The sequence below is a fragment of the Streptomyces sp. NPDC059900 genome, from assembly GCF_050270335.1.
Classification (GTDB): Bacteria; Actinomycetota; Actinomycetes; order Streptomycetales; family Streptomycetaceae; genus Streptomyces.
Window position 1 is genome coordinate 1 of sequence record NZ_JBNNJZ010000055.1, and the last position, 16,378, is coordinate 16,378.

Below are 16,378 nucleotides of genomic sequence, written 5' to 3' on the forward strand. Positions count from 1 at the left end.
CAGCAGTACAGAGCGGCGTCTGTCGCAGAGCAGTTACGTAGGAGACATCGGCGCGGCGGCCTCCGGGCCGGCCGAGCTGACCCCGGAGTCCTGGTCCGCGCTGCTCTCGCCGCGCCTCGCGTACTTCGCGGGGGTCGCGCGCACGGAGCACGTGACGCGGGCCGCGCAGGAGATGCAGGTGCCGCAGTCGACCCTGTCGCGCGCGCTGGTGCGCCTCGAACAGGATCTGGGCGTCGACCTGTTCGCGCGCCACGGCCGCACGGTGTCCCTCACCCCGGCGGGCCGTACGTTCCTCGCCTCCGTCGAGCGGGCGCTGGGCGAGGTGGAGCGGGCCGCGGAGTCCGTACGGGCGGACGCGGACCCGGCGTCGGGCAAGGTGGCCTTCGGGTTCCTCCACACGATGGGGTCGGAGACCGTGCCCGGCCTGATCCGCGCCTTCCGGGCCGATCACCCCAGGGTCCGCTTCAGCCTCGTACAGAACTACGGGGAGGCGATGATCGAGCGGCTGCGGGCGGGGGAGCTCGACCTGTGCCTGACCTCGCCCGTGCCGGACGCTCCCGATCTGGTGGCCCGCCGCCTCGACGAGCAGCGGCTGCGCCTGGTCGTGCCGGACGAGCACCGTCTGGCATCGCGGAAGCGGGTGCGCCTCGCGGAGGCGGCGGAGGAGGCCTTCGTGACCCTCGAACCGGGCTACGGCCTGCGCCGCATCACGGACGACCTCTGCCAGGAGGCGGGCTTCAAGCCGCGGATCGCGTTCGAGGGCGAGGAGGCGGAGACGCTGCGGGGCCTGGTGGCGGCGGGCCTCGGCGTGGCCCTGCTCCCGCCTCCGGCCGTCCCGCGCCCCGGAGTCGTGGAGCTGACGGTGACGGGCCAGCGGGCGGTACGGGAGATCGGCGTCGCCTGGCTGGACGGCCACCCGGATACTCCGCCGGTGGCGGCGTTCAAGAAGTTCCTGCTCGGCAGGCGGGGGCGGCTGCTGCCTGAGTAGCTCCGGCAGGAGCCCGGCTCAGTGCCGCATCGACTTCCCGAAGCCGGAGGCCAGCGGCATCCGCAGGCCCAGCGGCGGCGGGGCCGCCAGTGCGTCCTCCAGGGGGCGGGCGTACGCGTGTCCGAAGAGCGATCCCATGACGAAGTCCGATGCCAGGGCCTGGACTTCGGACTGGTGCTGGTGCAACCGGTGCCGGTCGGAGTGGACTTCGAACCGGCACACTTCCCGGTTCGCCTTCTTCGCCCGCTCCGCGAGCCGGAACGAAAGCTCGGGATCGGTCCGCTCGTCGTTCGTGCCGTGCACGATCAGGACCCGCCGCCCCGCGAGCTGTTTCACCGGTTCGGGGGCGGCGGCCACATCGTCCTCGGGCAGCCAAGGGGCCAGCGCGAGGACGGAGTTGACGGCATCGTGACCACCGGCCCGCAGCGCGGCCCGGCCGCCCATGTCCATGCCGGCGAGGCAGATCGAGACGTCGCCGTAGAGGCGGACGATCTCGTCCGCCGCCCACTCCGCGTCCCGCGCGAGCTGCGCCTGCGCCCCGTTCCACCCGCGGCAGCGGTAGTGCACGACGTGCACCGCGAGCCCCTCGCCGCGGCCGTCCAGGGCGAGTCTGCGGCCGAGCGCGCGCACCGCGCCCGCGGCGAACGGGGACGGCTTGCGGGCGGAGGTCTCGTGGCCGCCGGGAAGCAGCAGCACCGCGCCGCTGACCGCCGAGGGCCGGGTGCCGATCACGCGCCCGAGCCTGGCAGCGCGCGCGGAATCGGGCGTCGCTTGCTGAGCCATGACAGAACAGTGTCAGAAGCAACGGTGTACGCCACCCGTCCGCGGGGTCACTGTTACGTATCGACCCGTGAGATCCACCCGGCGATCTACGCGCGTAGGCGCTAGAGTGCCGAGATGACGAGCCAGACCACCAAAGCCGGTCAGACGGACCGCGAAACGCCCAGCGCCGAACAGATCCGCCGCGCCCCGAAGGTGCTCCTGCACGACCACCTCGACGGCGGCCTGCGCCCCGGCACGATCGTCGACCTCGCCCGCGAGTCCGGGTACGAGGGCCTGCCCGAGACCGACCCCGACAAGCTGGGCATCTGGTTCCGGGAAGCCGCCGACTCCGGTTCGCTGCCGCGCTATCTGGAAACCTTCGCCCACACCTGCGCGGTGATGCAGACGAAGGACGCCCTCAAGCGCGTCGCTGCCGAGTGCGCCGAGGACCTCGCGGAGGACGGCGTCGTCTACGCCGAGATCCGCTACGCCCCCGAGCAGCACCTGGAGCAGGGCCTCACCCTCGAAGAGGTCGTCGAAGCCGTCAACGAAGGCTTCCGCGAGGGCGAGCGGCGCGCGAAGGCGAACGGCCACCGCATCCGCGTGGGCGCGCTGCTCACCGCCATGCGGCACGCTGCCCGCGCCCTGGAGATCGCCGAACTCGCCAACCGCTACCGCGACCTCGGCGTAGTCGGCTTCGACATCGCGGGCGCGGAGGCGGGCTTCCCGCCCACCCGCCACCTCGACGCGTTCGAGTACCTCAAGCGCGAGAACAACCACTTCACCATCCACGCGGGCGAGGCCTTCGGCCTGCCGTCCATCTGGCAGGCCCTTCAGTGGTGCGGCGCCGACCGGCTCGGGCACGGCGTGCGGATCATCGACGACATCCAGGTCGCCGACGACGGCACGGTCAAGCTCGGCCGCCTCGCAAGCTACGTGCGCGACAAGCGCATCCCGCTGGAGATGTGCCCCAGCTCCAACCTCCAGACCGGCGCCGCGAGCTCGTACGCCGAGCACCCCATCGGCCTGCTCCGCAAGCTGCACTTCCGGGCCACGGTGAACACCGACAACCGGCTGATGTCGGGCACCAGCATGAGCCGTGAATTCGAGCATTTGGTCGGCACTTTCGGTTACACGCTCGACGACATGCAGTGGTTCACAGTCAATGCGATGAAATCAGCGTTCATTCCTTTCGATGAACGCCTGGCCATGATCAATGACGTCATCAAGCCCGGATATGCCGAGCTGAAGTCCGAATGGCTGTTCCGTCAGACCGCCTCCACCAGGGCTTCTGTCGACGTGTAACAGAAATTGACGCAATCTGGACGCGGCCGGGAACATTAATTCCCGGCCGCGTTTTTGCTGTTTCGCTGTTTGCGGACTGCCCCATTGCATGTTTACGGTCATGGGCCGCTCGAAAGTCCCCGTCATCAAGGACGCATTGAAGATGAAGCAGTCTGCAGCCAAGACCCTCGGTGTCGCCGCTCTCGGCGCCGCCTTCGCCGCCGTCGGCGCGGGTGCCGCCAACGCAGCACCGGCCCTGCCCGACGCCACGGACGCGCTCGGCTCCGCCACCGCGATGCTGCCCGTGGAGCAGGTCGCCGACAACCTGCCCGCCGGTGGCCCCGAGGCCGTCGAGGCCGGCCAGAACGCGCTCGGCAGCACCCTGCAGGCCGCCGCGCCGACCGTCGACAAGCTCGGCGAGAGCACCAAGCCCGCCGCCGACAGGTCGGCCAAGCCCGCCGACCCGGCCGCCGGTCTGCTCGGCGGTCTGCCGGTCTCCAACGCCCTGCCCACCCAGGGCCTGCCCCTCCAGGGCCTGCCGCTCAACGGCCTGCCGCTCGGCTGATCCCCGCCGCCGCGCATACGCCGATGGGGCGCACCCCTGTGTCAGGGATGCGCCCCATCGGCGTACATGTGCGGCAGCGGAGGCCGCCGGATCACCAGGCGGCCTGGCGGGTCTTGTGCTCGCTGGGCAGCAGGACCCACAGGGCGATGTAGAGCAGGAACTGCGGTCCGGGAAGAAGACACGAGAGCACGAAGATCACGCGCATCGTGGTCGCCGAGGTGCCGAAGCGCTTGGCGAGGGCGGCACAGACTCCGCCGATCATCCGGCCGTTCGAGGGGCGGGCAAGGGCGGTCATGAGGGCTCCTTCGTGAACCGTAGGTCTGCGGTCCGGGGCGTGTTCCCCGAGGTCCGGGGCGTGTACCCCGATGACTCAAAGCTACGTTCACAAAGCGGGCCAAGCGTCGCTCTAGGGTGCGATACCGACCCTGGGAATCGTCGGGGTCGGCCCCTGAGGGGTGTCCTCCCGCAGGAGGGCAGGGCGATGCTCCCCGTCAGTCCGGCGGCGGAGCCTGGCCCTGGCCGCGGGTACCACCGCGAGGTGCGCGAGGGCCACGCCCAGCGTGTTCAGGAACAGCGAGTCGATGTCGACGACCTGACCCGGAACCCCGGTCTGGAGCAGTTCGATGCCCATCGAGATGAGAGCGCCCGCCGCAACCGTCCGCACCAGCGAACCGAGCGGCGAGACATGGACCCGTCCGCCGGCGAGCGGAAGCAGCACGCCGAGCGGTGCGAGCAGCAGCAGACTGCCGCCCAGCTGCCGGGCGGCCTGCGCGGGACCGAGTGCCAGATCCGCCTTGATGCCGGCGAACGGCTGGAGATTGGCCGCGCTGACCCAGGCCACGTCCAGTGGACGCAGCGTGAACCAGGCGACGAGCAGAAGGTGCGCGACGAGGAGGAATCCTCCTGTCGCACGGAAGCGGATGGCGGCCCCGTGGCCGCCCGAGCCTTGACGCACGCCCCCCAAGACGCGCCTAACGGCAGGATCGGTTCCGCGCATCTCCTCCCGTTACGCGGCACTGTCCTGATCGCACAGGGTGACTGTCCTGTTCGGCTACTTCACCGTCTCGGTGGGCGGAGCCACCGTGCCGGGGCGCTGGCGGACCGCCTGGGTGCATTCGTAGCGGCGCAGGGGATCGTCGCCAGGACCGCCGAGTGTCACCTGGCGGTCGTCGCCCGCAGCGGCGCTGTCCGCGAAGGTGCACACGATCTGTGCCAATGCGAACGCCGACAGGTCCTCCGGCGACGTACTGAACCGCAGCGCGTCTTCGGGGTCCCCCGGCCCGGGGCCCCTGACGACCGTCCCGCCGCGTACGTCCGTCGCGAAGCCCGCCTGCTTCTCCGGCGACGACGGGGCCTTCGCCAGTTCGTCGAGGAGCGCCTGGGCGATGCGGACCCGGTCGGTCGTCGCCTTCTCGGTGGCGATGCGCACCGACCGGTCCACGGTCACGAGCTGGGCGGCGCACACCAGGAAGACCTGCACCGGGACGCCGCTGGTGGACTGCGACGCGATGCTCGACCCGGACATCACGCACGGCACCCGCGAGGGGCCGGGACCGAAGTCCGTCGGCACCTCCGTCGAGCGGATCCCGCAGCCGGCGAGCGTCGCGGTCAGCGCGGCGGAGAGGAGAGCGGCACGCAGCCGTCGGCGGTTCATGGCTTCTCTCCCTCGACGGCCTCGTCACCGTCCGTGCCCTCGTCCGTGTCGTCCGCGGGCAGCAGCGCCGACGTGTCGCGCGGCAGCCACAGCGTGAACACCGCACCGCCCTCCGGCGAGTTCGCCGCGGTGATCTCACCGCCGTGGATGTGCGCGTTCTCCAGGGCGATGGAGAGCCCCAGACCGCTGCCCTCCGAGCGCGGCCGGGACGCGCTCGCCTTGTAGAAGCGGTCGAAGACGTGCGGAAGGACGCCCTCGGGGATGCCGGGCCCTCCGTCGTGCACCGCGATGACGAGCTTGTCGCCCGCGATGCGCACCGAGACCTTCACCGGAGAGCCGCCGTGCTTGAGGGCGTTGCCGATGAGATTCGCCAGGATGACGTCGAGACGGCGCGGGTCGAGCCGCACCATGATCCCGCGCTCCGCGTCGAGCTCGACCGCGTCGAGCCAGGCACGGGCGTCGATGCAGGCCGTGATCTGGTCGGCGATGTCGACGTAGTCCAGGACGAGCCTGGCCGTGCCCGCGTCGAAGCGGGTCACCTCCATCAGGTTCTCCACCAGGTCGTTGAGCCGGCGGGTCTCGCTGACCACCAGGCGTACGGCGGGCTCGATCATCGGATCGACGCTGCCGGTCTCCGCGTCCAGCTCCTCCTCGAGCACCTCCGTCACCGCGGTGATCGCGGTGAGCGGCGTACGCAGCTCGTGCGACATGTCGGCGACGAAGCGCCGCGACGCCTCGTCGCGGGCGCTCATGTCGTCGACCTTCTTCTCCAGGCTCTCCGCGGTCCGGTTGAACGTGCGGGACAGATCGGCCAGTTCATCCGTGCCCGACACCCTCAGGCGCGTGTCGAGTTTGCCCTCGCCGAGCCGCCGCGCGGCAACTCCGAGCCGGTGCACGGGCTTGAGCACGGTGGTCGCCGCGGCCTGCGCGAGCAGCGCGGAACCGATGAGCGCGAGCCCCGTCGCGATCGCCAGGGACCAGCCGAGCGAGCTCAGGTCCTTCGCCTCCGGCTCAAGCGACTTGAGCATGTAACCGGTCGGCCCGCCGCCGATGACCTTGGCGCCGCCCACGAGATACGGGGTGCCGTTGTCGACGGTCCGCTGCCAGTACAGGTGATACGGGCTCTTGTTGCTCGAGGTGAGCGGCTGCTCCTTGTTCACCGTCTTGCGCAGCGACTTGGGCACGTCGGCGAGCGTGAAGGCGTCCAGGTCGGAGTAGCCGACGATCGGGTCGCCGTCGGTGTTCTCCCCGATCAGGAGCACGCTGTAGCGCTGGCTGCTGTTGGCCATCGTCCCCGCGGCCTGCTGGAGCTCGTCCTGGGTCGGATTGGGCGGCAGCGCGCCGGCGCGGGTCTGCATCTCCTGCTGGAAGTCCTTCAGGGCCGCGTCCTGCGCCCGCGTCAGGACCGCCTCGCGATTCAGCCAGTACGCGATTCCCGAAGCCGTCACGGCGGCGGTGAGCGCCACCAGGCCGAACACCACCACGAGCCGGAGCCGCAGACTCGTGAAGCGGAGCCCCGCCAGTATCGCCTTGCGCGCCGCGGCCCAGCCGCGGAGCTTGTCCTGCGGTTTGGTCACTGAGGGGTGTCCAGCCGGTAGCCGACCCCGCGGACCGTACGGATCAGTGTCGGCGAGGACGGCACGTCCTCCACCTTCGCGCGCAGCCGCTGCACACACGCGTCGACGAGCCGGGAGTCGCCGAGGTAGTCGTGCTCCCACACCAGGCGCAGCAACTGCTGCCGCGACAGAGCCTGTCCCGGCCTGCGGCTCAGTTCCAGAAGGAGCCGCAGTTCGGTCGGCGTCAGCTGGAGGTCCTCGCCGTTCTTCGTGACGGTCATCGCGGCGCGGTCGATGACGAGCGAACCGAACGTCGCCGCGTCATTGGCCTCGCGCTCGCCGCGCCGCAGAACCGCGCGGATACGGGCGTCGAGCACCCGCCCCTGCACGGGTTTGACCACGTAGTCGTCGGCGCCGGACTCCAGGCCGACGACCACGTCGATGTCATCGCTGCGCGCGGTGAGCAGGATGATCGGCAACTGGTCGGTGCGCCGGATGCGACGGCACACCTCGAAGCCGTCGATGCCCGGCAGCATCACATCCAGCACGATCAGGTCCGGCCGCTGCTCGCCGAGCAGCTTCAGGCCGTCCTCGCCGGTGGCAGCAGTAGCCACCCGATGCCCTTGGCGGGTGAGCGAAAGCTCAAGGGCCGTACGGATGGCGTCGTCGTCCTCGATCAGCAACAGGGAAGGCACGGACGTCATTCTGTCCCATGGCAAGGGCACAGTTCGACTGTTGGTGCTCCCCGGGGCTCCCAAAGGGGCGGCAGGGCCCTGATCCACACGTCTCCCCCACACATGGAAGGGCTGTTGCAGGCCTGTGACAGTCGGCGGACACCGTCATGAAGTGGGTCGTGCAGAGTTTTGGTCACACGGAAAAGCCGGACACCACCGACGGGGGGCGCGAGATGAACTCACTGCACAGCACCAGCTCAAGCGCAGTAATCACGCGACTCCACGACGTGATCCGGACCGCCGAGAGGCACGAGAAGTCCGGTGCCGTGAGCGGGCGGGGGTGCGCTCGCGGCACCGGGCGTCAGCACACCGCGTACATGACGGTGGTTGACGCGTTCCGGGGGGAAACCCACGGGGACAACGGCGGTACCGATGGGGGGGCTCACGGGGGAGCCGCGTACAGGGAGGAAACGGGGGAGCGCACCACTGCGTCGGAGGCGGAGTTCACCGCCTACGTCCAGGAGCGTCGTGCCTCCCTGTACGCAACCGCCTATCACCTGACCGGTGACCGTTTCGAGGCCGAGGACCTGCTCCAGAGCGCCCTCTTCTCGACGTACCGGGCCTGGGACAGGATCAGCGACAAGGCCGCGGTCGGCGGTTACCTCCGCCGCACCATGACCAACCTGCACATCAGCGCCTGGCGGCGCCGCAAGCTCAACGAATACCCGACCGAGGAGCTGCCGGAGACGGCGGGCGACACGGACGCGATGCGTGGCACCGAACTCCGCGCGGTTCTCTGGCAGGCCCTGGCCCGCCTCCCCGAACTGCAGCGGACGATGCTGGTCCTGCGTTACTACGAGGGCCGCACGGACCCCGAGATCGCGGACATCCTCGACATCAGCGTGGGCACGGTGAAGTCCAGCATCTGGCGCTCCCTGCGCCGGCTGCGCGAGGACGACGTCCTCAGCTTCGGCCGTGACCAGGAAGAGTCCTTCGGCGAGTTGGTCGCCTAGGGATCACGGGGGCGCCGCTCCGGGGGGACGCGGCGAGCAGGGGGGAACACGGGGGACAAACGGGGATCACGGGGGATCCGCGGGGGAAAAGTGGCAGGACCGGAAGGCCGGGGGGTCTTTCCGGTCCTTCTGCTTTGGGGCGACTTTTGGTGTCGTCTGTTGGTGCCGCTTTGCGGTACCGCCTTGCGATGCCGCCTTTTGGTGTCGCTGTCGCCTAGAGAACGGCTCCCCGCGCCTTCACGCACCGCCCGGCCGCCGCGGCGGCGACCCGCCCCAACGCCTCGTCCCTCCCGCACGGGTGGGCGCCCAGCCCGGTGTGCCGCGCGACGATGGCGCGTTCGGCGCGCATCAGCCGCCAGCCGCGCCGCAGCAGGAACGGCACGGACTTGCGTCCCTCGCGCAGATCCCGCAGCAGCCGCCGCCGGAAAGTGGTGGAAGGCCGGCCCCGGAGGCAGATCGCGTCGGCGAGCACGCCGGTCTCCCGGCACCGCTCCACGATGTCCGCGGCGAAGATCCCCTCCGCGATGAACAGCGGTGTGCGCTCGATGTCCATCGCGCTCTCGCCCGTACGCGAGCTCGTGGAGATGTCATAGACGGGAACGCTCGTACGTCCCGTGCGGCACAGCTGCTCGATGGCGGCGAGGGCGGCGTCCGAGTCCCAGGACGCGGGGGAGTCCCAGTCGATGTCGCTGCTGCCGGGGACCTGCGGCAGTGTCGGGTCGTCGCCCTCCTTGTAGAAGTCGTCGAGGCACAGGACGGGCAGCCCGGAGCGGGCGGCGAACGACGACTTGCCTGAACCGGAGGGGCCGGAGAGCAGCACGACCCGGGTGGGTATCGGGGGATGGGAACTCACGAGAGACCAGTGTGCGGCATTGGGCCGCCCGGGCGACCCGAAGGGTAGGGCTTTGGTACCCGCATCGCACCTCAACTACGCTACGTGGGCATCTGATTACTCAAGAGGATATGGGCGGTACCCATGGCACGGCACGCAACAGCCTCCAAGCACCTCTCCCGCGCCCTGCTGCGCGCGGGACTGACGGTCTCCGTCGCGGGCACGGCGCTCGGTATCGGCGGCGCGGCGACGGCGAGCGCGGCACCGGTCCCCGTGCCGCAGGCGTCGGACAATCTGCCGGCGGCCGGTGCGGGAGTGCTCCGGGCGGTGGAGGAGGTCTCCGCGGGCGGGATCGGGCCGCTCAAGCAGCTGAAGCTCAACCCGCTCGCGGGTACCGGATCCGACCCCCTGGACAACGCGCTCGGCACCCAGATCGCGGACTTCAAGCCGGTCTCGACGGCTCCGGTGACCGCCCCGCTGACCGAGGGCGCGGCCCTGGGCGACCTGCCGCTGGTGGGCGAGGCCACGGGCGTGCTGCCCGGCTAGGAGTGCTGCCCGGCCGGGCCGGCCGGCCGCCGCGGGAAGTCCCCCTGTCACCGCTTCCGCAGGGGGACTTCCCGCACCAGCCACGCTACCGCGAAGGCCGCCGTGCCCAGGAGCGCGGTGCCCACGGCCACGCCGTGCATGCCGCCGGTGACCGCCGTGCGCACCGTCTCCCGTACTCCCTCCGGCATCTTCCCGACCGCTTCCGGGGTCCATGAACTGCCGCCCTGGGGCATGCCGCCCGACGTCAGGCGGCTCGCGTAGACGGCGCCCAGGACCGCGATGCCCAGGGAGCCGCCGATCGTGCGCAGGAGCGTGGTGGTGCCGGTGGCGGCGCCCATGTCGCGCGGGTCCGCGCTGTTGACGGTGATGAGCAGGGTGCTCTGGATCAGGAAGCCCATGCCCGAGCCGAGCACGAGCGTCAGCGCGGACGTCACGGCGGTGGGGGTGTCCGCGCCGACCGCGAGGAGTGCGAGGCCGCCGGCGGCCGTCAGCGCGCCGCCGACGAAGGTGTAGGCGCGGTAGCCGCCGCCCGCGGACGTGATCCGCCCGAGCAGGAGTTGCGCCCCGAACATGCCCGCCATCAGCGGGAGCAGCAGCATGCCGCTCGCGGTGGACGAGGCGCCCCGCACGAACTGCATGTACTGCGGCAGATACGAGGATGCCGCGAGCATGGCCGCGCCCACCAGGAAGGTGAGGACCTGGGCGAGCGTGAAGTTGCGGTCGGCGAAGAGCCGGGGCGGGATGACCGGTTCGGCCGCCCGCCGCTCGACCCGCGCGAACCAGAACAGGGACACCGCGCCGAGCGCGCCCAGCCCGAGGATCTGCGGCGAGGTCCAGCCGTACGTCGTCCCGCCCCAACTGCCAAGCAGCGTCAGGGCGAGGATGCCGGTGGAGAGGAGCGCGGCGCCCGCGAAGTCGATGCGGGCCGTGATCCGCTCGGTGCGCAGGCGAAGGCGCAGGCCGATGACGATCAGGGCCAGTGCGCCGACGGGCACGTTGACGTAGAAGACCCAGCGCCAGTCGAGCCGGTCGGTGAGGAAACCGCCGAGCAGCGGGCCGCCGACCAGCGCCACGGGCATCATCGCGCCGATCATCGACTGCGAGCGGCCCGCCTGCGACGGCGGCAGCATGACACCGATGATCGAGATGGCGCCGACCATCAGACCGCCCGCGCCCAGGCCCTGCACGGCACGGAAGGCGATGAGCTGGCCCATGTCCTGCGCGAGTCCGGAGAGGACCGAGCCGGCCAGGAACACCGTGATCGACCAGAGGAAGCTGCCCTTGCGTCCGTACAGGTCGCCGAGCTTTCCCCAGATGGGCGTGGAGACCGACGCGGTGAGCAGATAGGCCGTCACCACCCAGGAGAGGTGGTCGAGGCCGCCGAGGTCGCCGACGATGGTGGGCAGGGCGGTGCCCACGATCGTGCCGTCGAGCAGTCCGAGCATCAGGCCGAGCAGCAGCCCGAAGAGGACGAGCTTCGAGGGTCCGGCCTCTTCGGTGGGCGGTGGTGCGGTGTCCGCGGGATCGGCGCCCGGCGGGTTCGTCTCTTGCGTGGTCCGGTTCATGGATCCCCCTGGTGTGCGGCGGCGTCGGGTCAGGCGGCGTACGGGGTGCGGGACCTGGCGTCCCGCAGGGCGTGCGCCCACCAGGCGAGTTGGTCGAGCAGCGCCTTGGCGGCCGTGTCGACCGCGGGGTCCTCGACGGCGCCGTCCTCGCCGAACTGGCCGAAGGCGTTGTGGAAGCTGACCGTGTTGCGGATGGTCGTGGCGTTCAACTCCGCCATGACCAGGCGGAGTTGTTCCACCGCGCGCAGGCCGCCGGAGAGGCCGCCGTAGGAGACGAAGCCGATCGGCTTGCCGTGCCACTGCGTGTTGTGCCAGTCGACGGCGTTCTTCAGGGACGCCGGGAAGCTGTGGTTGTACTCCGGCGTGACGAACAGGAACGCGTCGGCGGCGGCGAGGCGCGGCGAGACCAGGGCCAGGGCTTCCTCGGTGCCGGGTGCGGGCGGCTGGCCGAAGGCGGGGAAGACCGTGGGCAGCGGGGTCTCGGCGAGGTCGACGACGTCGGTGGTCATGTCGTCGCGCTGGTCGAGGTGGCCCGTGAGCCACCGCGTGACGACGGGCGCGAACCTGCCCTCGCGGGTGCTCGCGACGACGACGGCGACGCGCAGAGGCGTGCTGGTGCTGGACATGGGACCCCCTGGGAACACTGGATGTGTACGGCGTATCTGGCTGCGTACAACGTACACGCGGTATGTGTACAGCGTCTACTGAGGGATACGTTGTACGCTCACGGTTCGACGAGAGGAGTCCGGCTGTGGCTGGCCAGAAGAAGGACGGCAAGGCGGCGCCGGACAAGTCGCTCTGGGAGCGCCTGGAACAGCCGGCCGCGCCCCGCGCCTCGCTCACCCTGGAGCGGATCGGCGCCGTGGCGGTGCGGGTTGCCGACGCGGAGGGCTTCGCCGCCGTCACGATGCGGCGGCTGGCCACGGAGCTGGGGGTCGCGCCCATGGCGGCGTACCGGCATGTCTCGGGCAAGGACGACCTGTGGGCGCTGATGGCCGAGCGGGTGGCGGCCGAGTACCGGATCCCGGACGAGGTGACCCAGTGGCGCGAGGTGCTGCATGCCTACGCCCTGCTGACCCGCGAGCTGATGCTGCGCCACCCGTGGGTGGGTGAGCTGCCCACGGCCCTGTTCGTGCTCACGCCGGGCCGGATGGCCATCGCGGAACGGCAGTTGGCGGCGCTCGACGGCCTCGGGCTCGACGAGGACACGATGATGATGGCCTTCCGCACGGTCAGCGCCTACGCACACGGCGCGGCCTCGTCCGAGGTGGCCGTACGGGAGTGGACGGAGTCCGAGGGCTGGTCGTCGGGCGCCGAGACCCGGATGGGCCTCGCGCCGCAGATGACGTACCTCATGGACACCGGCCGCTACCCCACCTACCGGCGCTACGGCCTGCGGTCGCGCCGCAAGGACGACGCCACCTGGACCTTCGAGACGGGCCTGGCATGCGTCCTGGACGGGATCGCGGCACGGCTCGGCATCTGAGCGGCACGGCACGGAACGGAAAAGGGCGAAGCCCCGGCCCTCCTGGACGGAGGAGGGCCGGGGCTTCGTCGTGCGGGCAGTGGCTCGGGGTCGGGCGGCGGCCTCAGTACGAGGAGCCGGACGCGCCCAGCGAACCCGTGGGGTGCCAGACCGTCTTGGTCTCCAGGAAGGCCGTCAGGCGGTGCGTGCCCGGATCGGCCGACCAGTCCACAGGCTGTGGACGGACGACGCGCTTGAGGTTGTCCGCCGCGGCGACCTCGAGCTCCTTGGCCAGGGCTTCGTCCTCGACGCCCGCGAGGTCGATCGCGTTCACGTCCTGGTGCGCGGCGAGGGACGGGGTGATCTCCGCCGTCTTGCCGGACAGGATGTTCACGACGCCGCCGGGCAGGTCGGAGGTGGCAAGGACCTCGCCGAGGGAGAGCGCCGGGAGCGGGGAGTCCTCGCTCGCGATCACCACGGCCGTGTTGCCCGTCGCGATCACCGGGGCGATCACCGAGACCAGGCCGAGGAACGACGACTTCTGCGGGGCGACGACCGTCACCACGCCCGTCGGCTCCGGTGAGGAGAGGTTGAAGAACGGGCCCGCGACAGGGTTCCCGCCGCCCACGATCTGGGCGACCTTGTCGGTCCAGCCCGCGTACCAGACCCAGCGGTCGATCGCCGCGTCCACCACCGCGGCGGCCTTGGACTTGGACAGGCCCTCCGCCTCGGCGACTTCCCGGACGAACTGGTCCTTGCGGCCCTCCAGCATCTCCGCGACGCGGTAGAGGATCTGGCCGCGCAGGTAGGCCGTCTTGCCCGCCCAGCCGCCCTGCGCCTTGCGCGCGGCGACGACCGCGTCACGGGCGTCCTTGCGGGACGAGAGCGGGGCGTTGGCCAGCCACTTGTTCTTCGCGTCAGTCACCTCGTACACCCGGCCGCTCTCGCTGCGGGGGAACTTGCCCCCCACGTACAGCTTGTAGGTCTTGAAGACACTCAAACGGTCAGACATCGAGGTACGCCTCCAGGCCGTGGCGACCGCCCTCGCGGCCGTAACCCGATTCCTTGTAGCCGCCGAAGGGCGAGGTCGGGTCGAACTTGTTGAACGTGTTGGCCCAGATGACGCCCGCGCGCAGGCGATCGGCGACCGCGAGGATGCGGGAGCCCTTCTCCGTCCAGATGCCGGCGGAGAGGCCGTACTGGGTGTTGTTGGCCTTGGCGACGGCCTCTTCCGGCGTGCGGAAGGTGAGCACGGAGAGCACCGGGCCGAAGATCTCGTCGCGGGCGACGGTGTGCGCCTGGGTGACGTTCGTGAAGAGCGTCGGCGCGAACCAGTAGCCGGACGAGGGGAGTTCGCAGGGGGCGGACCAGCGCTCGGCGCCCTCCGCCTCGCCCGTCTCGGTGAGGGCGGTGATACGGGCGAGCTGCTCGGCGGAGTTGATCGCGCCGATGTCGGTGTTCTTGTCCAGCGGGTCGCCCAGACGCAGGGTCGACAGACGCCGCTTCAGGGCGTCGAGCACCTCGTCCTGGACCGACTCCTGTACGAGGAGACGCGAGCCCGCGCAGCAGACCTGGCCCTGGTTGAAGAAGATGCCGGTGACGATGCCCTCGACGGCCTGGTCGATCGGCGCGTCGTCGAAGACGATGTTCGCGCCCTTGCCGCCCAGTTCCAGCGTGACCTTCTTGTCCGTGCCCGCGACCTGGCGCGCGATGGCCTTGCCGACGGCGGTCGAGCCGGTGAAGGCGACCTTGTTCACGTCCGGGTGGGCGGTGAGGGCGGCGCCCGCGTCGCCGTAACCGGGAAGGATGTTGACGACGCCCTTGGGCAGGCCCGCCTGGCGGCAGATGTCCGCGAAGAACAGGGCGCTCAGGGGAGTGGTCTCGGCGGGCTTGAGGACGACCGTGTTGCCGGTCGCGAGGGCCGGGGCGATCTTCCAGGCCAGCATCAGGAGCGGGAAGTTCCAGGGGATGACCTGGCCGGCGACACCGAGCGGCTTCGGGTCCGTGCCGTACCCCGCGTGGTCGAGCTTGTCGGCCCAGCCCGCGTAGTAGAAGAAGTGCGCGGCGACCAGCGGGAGGTCGGCGTCGCGCGTCTCCTTGATGGGCTTTCCGTTGTCGAGGGTCTCCAGGACGGCCAGTTCGCGGCTGCGCTCCTGGATGATCCGGGCGATACGGAAGAGGTACTTGGCGCGCTCGGCGCCCGGAAGCGCCGACCACTTCTCGAAGGCCTTGCGGGCGGCCTTCACCGCGCGGTCGACGTCCTCGGAGGAGGCCTGCGCGACCTCGGAGAGGACCTCTTCGGTGGAGGGCGAGACGGTCTTGAAGACCTTGCCGTCCGCCGCCTCCGTGAACTCGCCGTCGATGAACAGGCCGTACGACGGGGCGATGTCGACGACGGAGCGGGACTCGGGCGCCGGTGCGTACTCGAAGGGGGAAGTCATCTTGGTCAGTCCACCGTCACGTAGTCGGGGCCGGAGTAGCGGCCCGTGGCCAGCTTCTGGCGCTGCATCAGCAGGTCGTTGAGGAGCGAGGAGGCGCCGAAGCGGAACCAGTGGTTGTCCAGCCAGTCCGCGCCCGCGGTCTCGTTCACCAGGACGAGGAACTTGATCGCGTCCTTGGAGGTGCGGATGCCGCCCGCGGGCTTCACGCCGATCTGCACGCCGGTCTGCTCGCGGAAGTCGCGCACGGCCTCCAGCATCAGGAGGGTGTTCGCGGGGGTCGCGTTCACCCCGACCTTGCCGGTGGAGGTCTTGATGAAGTCCGCGCCCGCGAGCATGCCGATCCAGGAGGCGCGCCGGATGTTGTCGTACGTGGACAGCTCGCCGGTCTCGAAGATGACCTTGAGCCGGGCCTCGCCGGAGGCTTCCTTCACGGCGCGGATCTGCTCGAACACCGTCATGTAGTCACCCGCGAGGAAGGCGCCGCGGTCGATGACCATGTCGATCTCGTCGGCACCCGCGGCGACGGCCTCGCGGACGTCGCCGAGCTTCACGTCGATGGCGGCGCGGCCCGCGGGGAAGGCGGTCGCGACGGAGGCGACCTTGACGCCGCTGTCGCCGACGGTCTCCTTGGCGGTGGCCACCATGTCCGGATAGACGCAGACCGCGGCGGTCCTCGGGGTGCCGCGGTCGGTCGGATCGGGGTTCACGGCCTTCGCGCCGAGCGCCCGGACCTTGCCCGGGGTGTCGGCGCCCTCCAGCGTCGTCAGGTCGATCATCGAGATGGCGAGGTCGATGGCGTACGCCTTCGCCGTGGTCTTGATCGAACGGGTGCCGAGGGCTGAGGCGCGCGCCTCCAGGCCGACCGTGTCGACGCCGGGCAGCCCGTGGAGGAAGCGGCGCAGCGTGCGGTCCGACGCTGTGGCGTCCGCGAGCGCGTGTGCAGGTACGGATGCAGTGGGCATGGTCACGAGGGGAGCATATCTACGCGCGTAGCGGCTGTACAGGGGGCGGGTCGGAAGAGGCGAGCGGATGC

The 16,378-nt window shown here is 70.6% G+C and carries 18 protein-coding genes; 6 read left to right on the top strand and 12 right to left on the bottom strand.

The annotated features are described in order from the left end of the window. Positions 1 to 46 precede the first annotated feature (46 nt). A complete protein-coding gene (locus ACQKIP_RS11310; protein ID WP_427742861.1) occupies positions 47 to 988 on the top strand; it encodes a LysR family transcriptional regulator in 942 nt (313 codons plus the stop codon). 18 nt (positions 989 to 1,006) lie between these two features. Here the strand turns inward: ACQKIP_RS11310 and ACQKIP_RS11315 are convergent, their stop codons facing one another. After that, positions 1,007 to 1,771 carry an alpha/beta hydrolase gene (locus ACQKIP_RS11315; RefSeq protein ID WP_365867060.1) on the bottom strand — a complete coding sequence of 255 codons (765 nt, stop codon included), beginning with the start codon at positions 1,769 to 1,771 and terminating at the stop codon, positions 1,007 to 1,009. A 114-nt stretch (positions 1,772 to 1,885) separates the two neighbouring features. On the opposite strand from ACQKIP_RS11315, the gene ACQKIP_RS11320 reads away from it, so the two are divergent. Together ACQKIP_RS11320 and ACQKIP_RS11325 are read left to right on the top strand one after the other, a co-directional pair. After that, on the top strand, positions 1,886 to 3,055 hold the full coding sequence (locus tag ACQKIP_RS11320; RefSeq protein ID WP_365867062.1) for an adenosine deaminase: 1,170 nt from the start codon (positions 1,886 to 1,888) through the stop codon (positions 3,053 to 3,055). 142 nt (positions 3,056 to 3,197) lie between these two features. After that, complete coding sequence (locus ACQKIP_RS11325) at positions 3,198 to 3,599, top strand: ATP-binding protein (protein ID WP_365867063.1); 402 nt, start codon at positions 3,198 to 3,200, stop codon at positions 3,597 to 3,599. Between the two features lie 91 nt (positions 3,600 to 3,690). Here ACQKIP_RS11325 and ACQKIP_RS11330 read toward each other — a convergent pair whose 3' ends face one another. The 5 genes from ACQKIP_RS11330 to afsQ1 form a co-directional block, all read right to left on the bottom strand. After that, positions 3,691 to 3,894, bottom strand: a complete 204-nt coding sequence (locus tag ACQKIP_RS11330; protein WP_365867065.1) for a PspC domain-containing protein — start codon at positions 3,892 to 3,894, stop codon at positions 3,691 to 3,693. Positions 3,895 to 4,005: 111 nt separating this feature from the next. Continuing rightward, a complete protein-coding gene (locus ACQKIP_RS11335; RefSeq protein ID WP_365867067.1) occupies positions 4,006 to 4,596 on the bottom strand; it encodes a VanZ family protein in 591 nt (196 codons plus the stop codon). 54 nt (positions 4,597 to 4,650) lie between these two features. Next, complete coding sequence (locus ACQKIP_RS11340) at positions 4,651 to 5,253, bottom strand: hypothetical protein (protein ID WP_365867068.1); 603 nt, start codon at positions 5,251 to 5,253, stop codon at positions 4,651 to 4,653. Continuing rightward, positions 5,250 to 6,830 carry a HAMP domain-containing sensor histidine kinase gene (locus ACQKIP_RS11345; RefSeq protein ID WP_365867070.1) on the bottom strand — a complete coding sequence of 527 codons (1,581 nt, stop codon included), beginning with the start codon at positions 6,828 to 6,830 and terminating at the stop codon, positions 5,250 to 5,252. The genes ACQKIP_RS11340 and ACQKIP_RS11345 overlap by 4 nt, the downstream gene beginning before the upstream one ends. After that, on the bottom strand, positions 6,827 to 7,504 hold the full coding sequence (afsQ1, locus tag ACQKIP_RS11350; protein WP_030779097.1) for a two-component system response regulator AfsQ1: 678 nt from the start codon (positions 7,502 to 7,504) through the stop codon (positions 6,827 to 6,829). The genes ACQKIP_RS11345 and afsQ1 overlap by 4 nt, the downstream gene beginning before the upstream one ends. Before the next feature lie 212 nt (positions 7,505 to 7,716). Between afsQ1 and ACQKIP_RS11355 the strand changes: the two genes are divergently transcribed. After that, positions 7,717 to 8,496 (top strand): SigE family RNA polymerase sigma factor, encoded by a 780-nt coding sequence (locus ACQKIP_RS11355; protein WP_365867102.1) that lies wholly within the window; start codon positions 7,717 to 7,719, stop codon positions 8,494 to 8,496. Between the two features lie 214 nt (positions 8,497 to 8,710). Here ACQKIP_RS11355 and ACQKIP_RS11360 read toward each other — a convergent pair whose 3' ends face one another. Beyond that, complete coding sequence (locus ACQKIP_RS11360; RefSeq protein ID WP_365867071.1) at positions 8,711 to 9,349, bottom strand: ATP-binding protein; 639 nt, start codon at positions 9,347 to 9,349, stop codon at positions 8,711 to 8,713. A 123-nt stretch (positions 9,350 to 9,472) separates the two neighbouring features. Here ACQKIP_RS11360 and ACQKIP_RS11365 point away from each other — a divergent pair, with 123 nt between their 5' ends. Further along, on the top strand, positions 9,473 to 9,874 hold the full coding sequence (locus ACQKIP_RS11365; RefSeq protein ID WP_365867073.1) for a hypothetical protein: 402 nt from the start codon (positions 9,473 to 9,475) through the stop codon (positions 9,872 to 9,874). A gap of 47 nt (positions 9,875 to 9,921) precedes the next feature. On the opposite strand, the gene ACQKIP_RS11370 is transcribed toward ACQKIP_RS11365, so the two are convergent. Both ACQKIP_RS11370 and ACQKIP_RS11375 read right to left on the bottom strand, forming a co-directional pair. After that, on the bottom strand, positions 9,922 to 11,439 hold the full coding sequence (locus ACQKIP_RS11370) for an MDR family MFS transporter (RefSeq protein ID WP_365867075.1): 1,518 nt from the start codon (positions 11,437 to 11,439) through the stop codon (positions 9,922 to 9,924). Between the two features lie 29 nt (positions 11,440 to 11,468). Continuing rightward, positions 11,469 to 12,065 (bottom strand): NADPH-dependent FMN reductase, encoded by a 597-nt coding sequence (locus tag ACQKIP_RS11375; protein ID WP_365867076.1) that lies wholly within the window; start codon positions 12,063 to 12,065, stop codon positions 11,469 to 11,471. 125 nt (positions 12,066 to 12,190) lie between these two features. Here ACQKIP_RS11375 and ACQKIP_RS11380 point away from each other — a divergent pair, with 125 nt between their 5' ends. Then, the gene (locus ACQKIP_RS11380; protein ID WP_365867078.1) at positions 12,191 to 12,925 is read left to right on the top strand and encodes a TetR/AcrR family transcriptional regulator; all 735 of its coding nucleotides are present in this window, start codon (positions 12,191 to 12,193) and stop codon (positions 12,923 to 12,925) included. A 103-nt stretch (positions 12,926 to 13,028) separates the two neighbouring features. Here the strand turns inward: ACQKIP_RS11380 and ACQKIP_RS11385 are convergent, their stop codons facing one another. From ACQKIP_RS11385 to deoC, 3 genes are read right to left on the bottom strand one after another with little or no spacing between them, the layout of a single operon-like run. Beyond that, a complete protein-coding gene (locus tag ACQKIP_RS11385; RefSeq protein ID WP_365867080.1) occupies positions 13,029 to 13,916 on the bottom strand; it encodes an aldehyde dehydrogenase family protein in 888 nt (295 codons plus the stop codon). After that, positions 13,909 to 15,345 carry an aldehyde dehydrogenase family protein gene (locus tag ACQKIP_RS11390; RefSeq protein WP_365867082.1) on the bottom strand — a complete coding sequence of 479 codons (1,437 nt, stop codon included), beginning with the start codon at positions 15,343 to 15,345 and terminating at the stop codon, positions 13,909 to 13,911. The genes ACQKIP_RS11385 and ACQKIP_RS11390 overlap by 8 nt, the downstream gene beginning before the upstream one ends. Before the next feature lie 5 nt (positions 15,346 to 15,350). Then, the gene (gene deoC, locus ACQKIP_RS11395) at positions 15,351 to 16,307 is read right to left on the bottom strand and encodes a deoxyribose-phosphate aldolase (protein ID WP_365867104.1); all 957 of its coding nucleotides are present in this window, start codon (positions 16,305 to 16,307) and stop codon (positions 15,351 to 15,353) included. Positions 16,308 to 16,378: the final 71 nt, after the last annotated feature.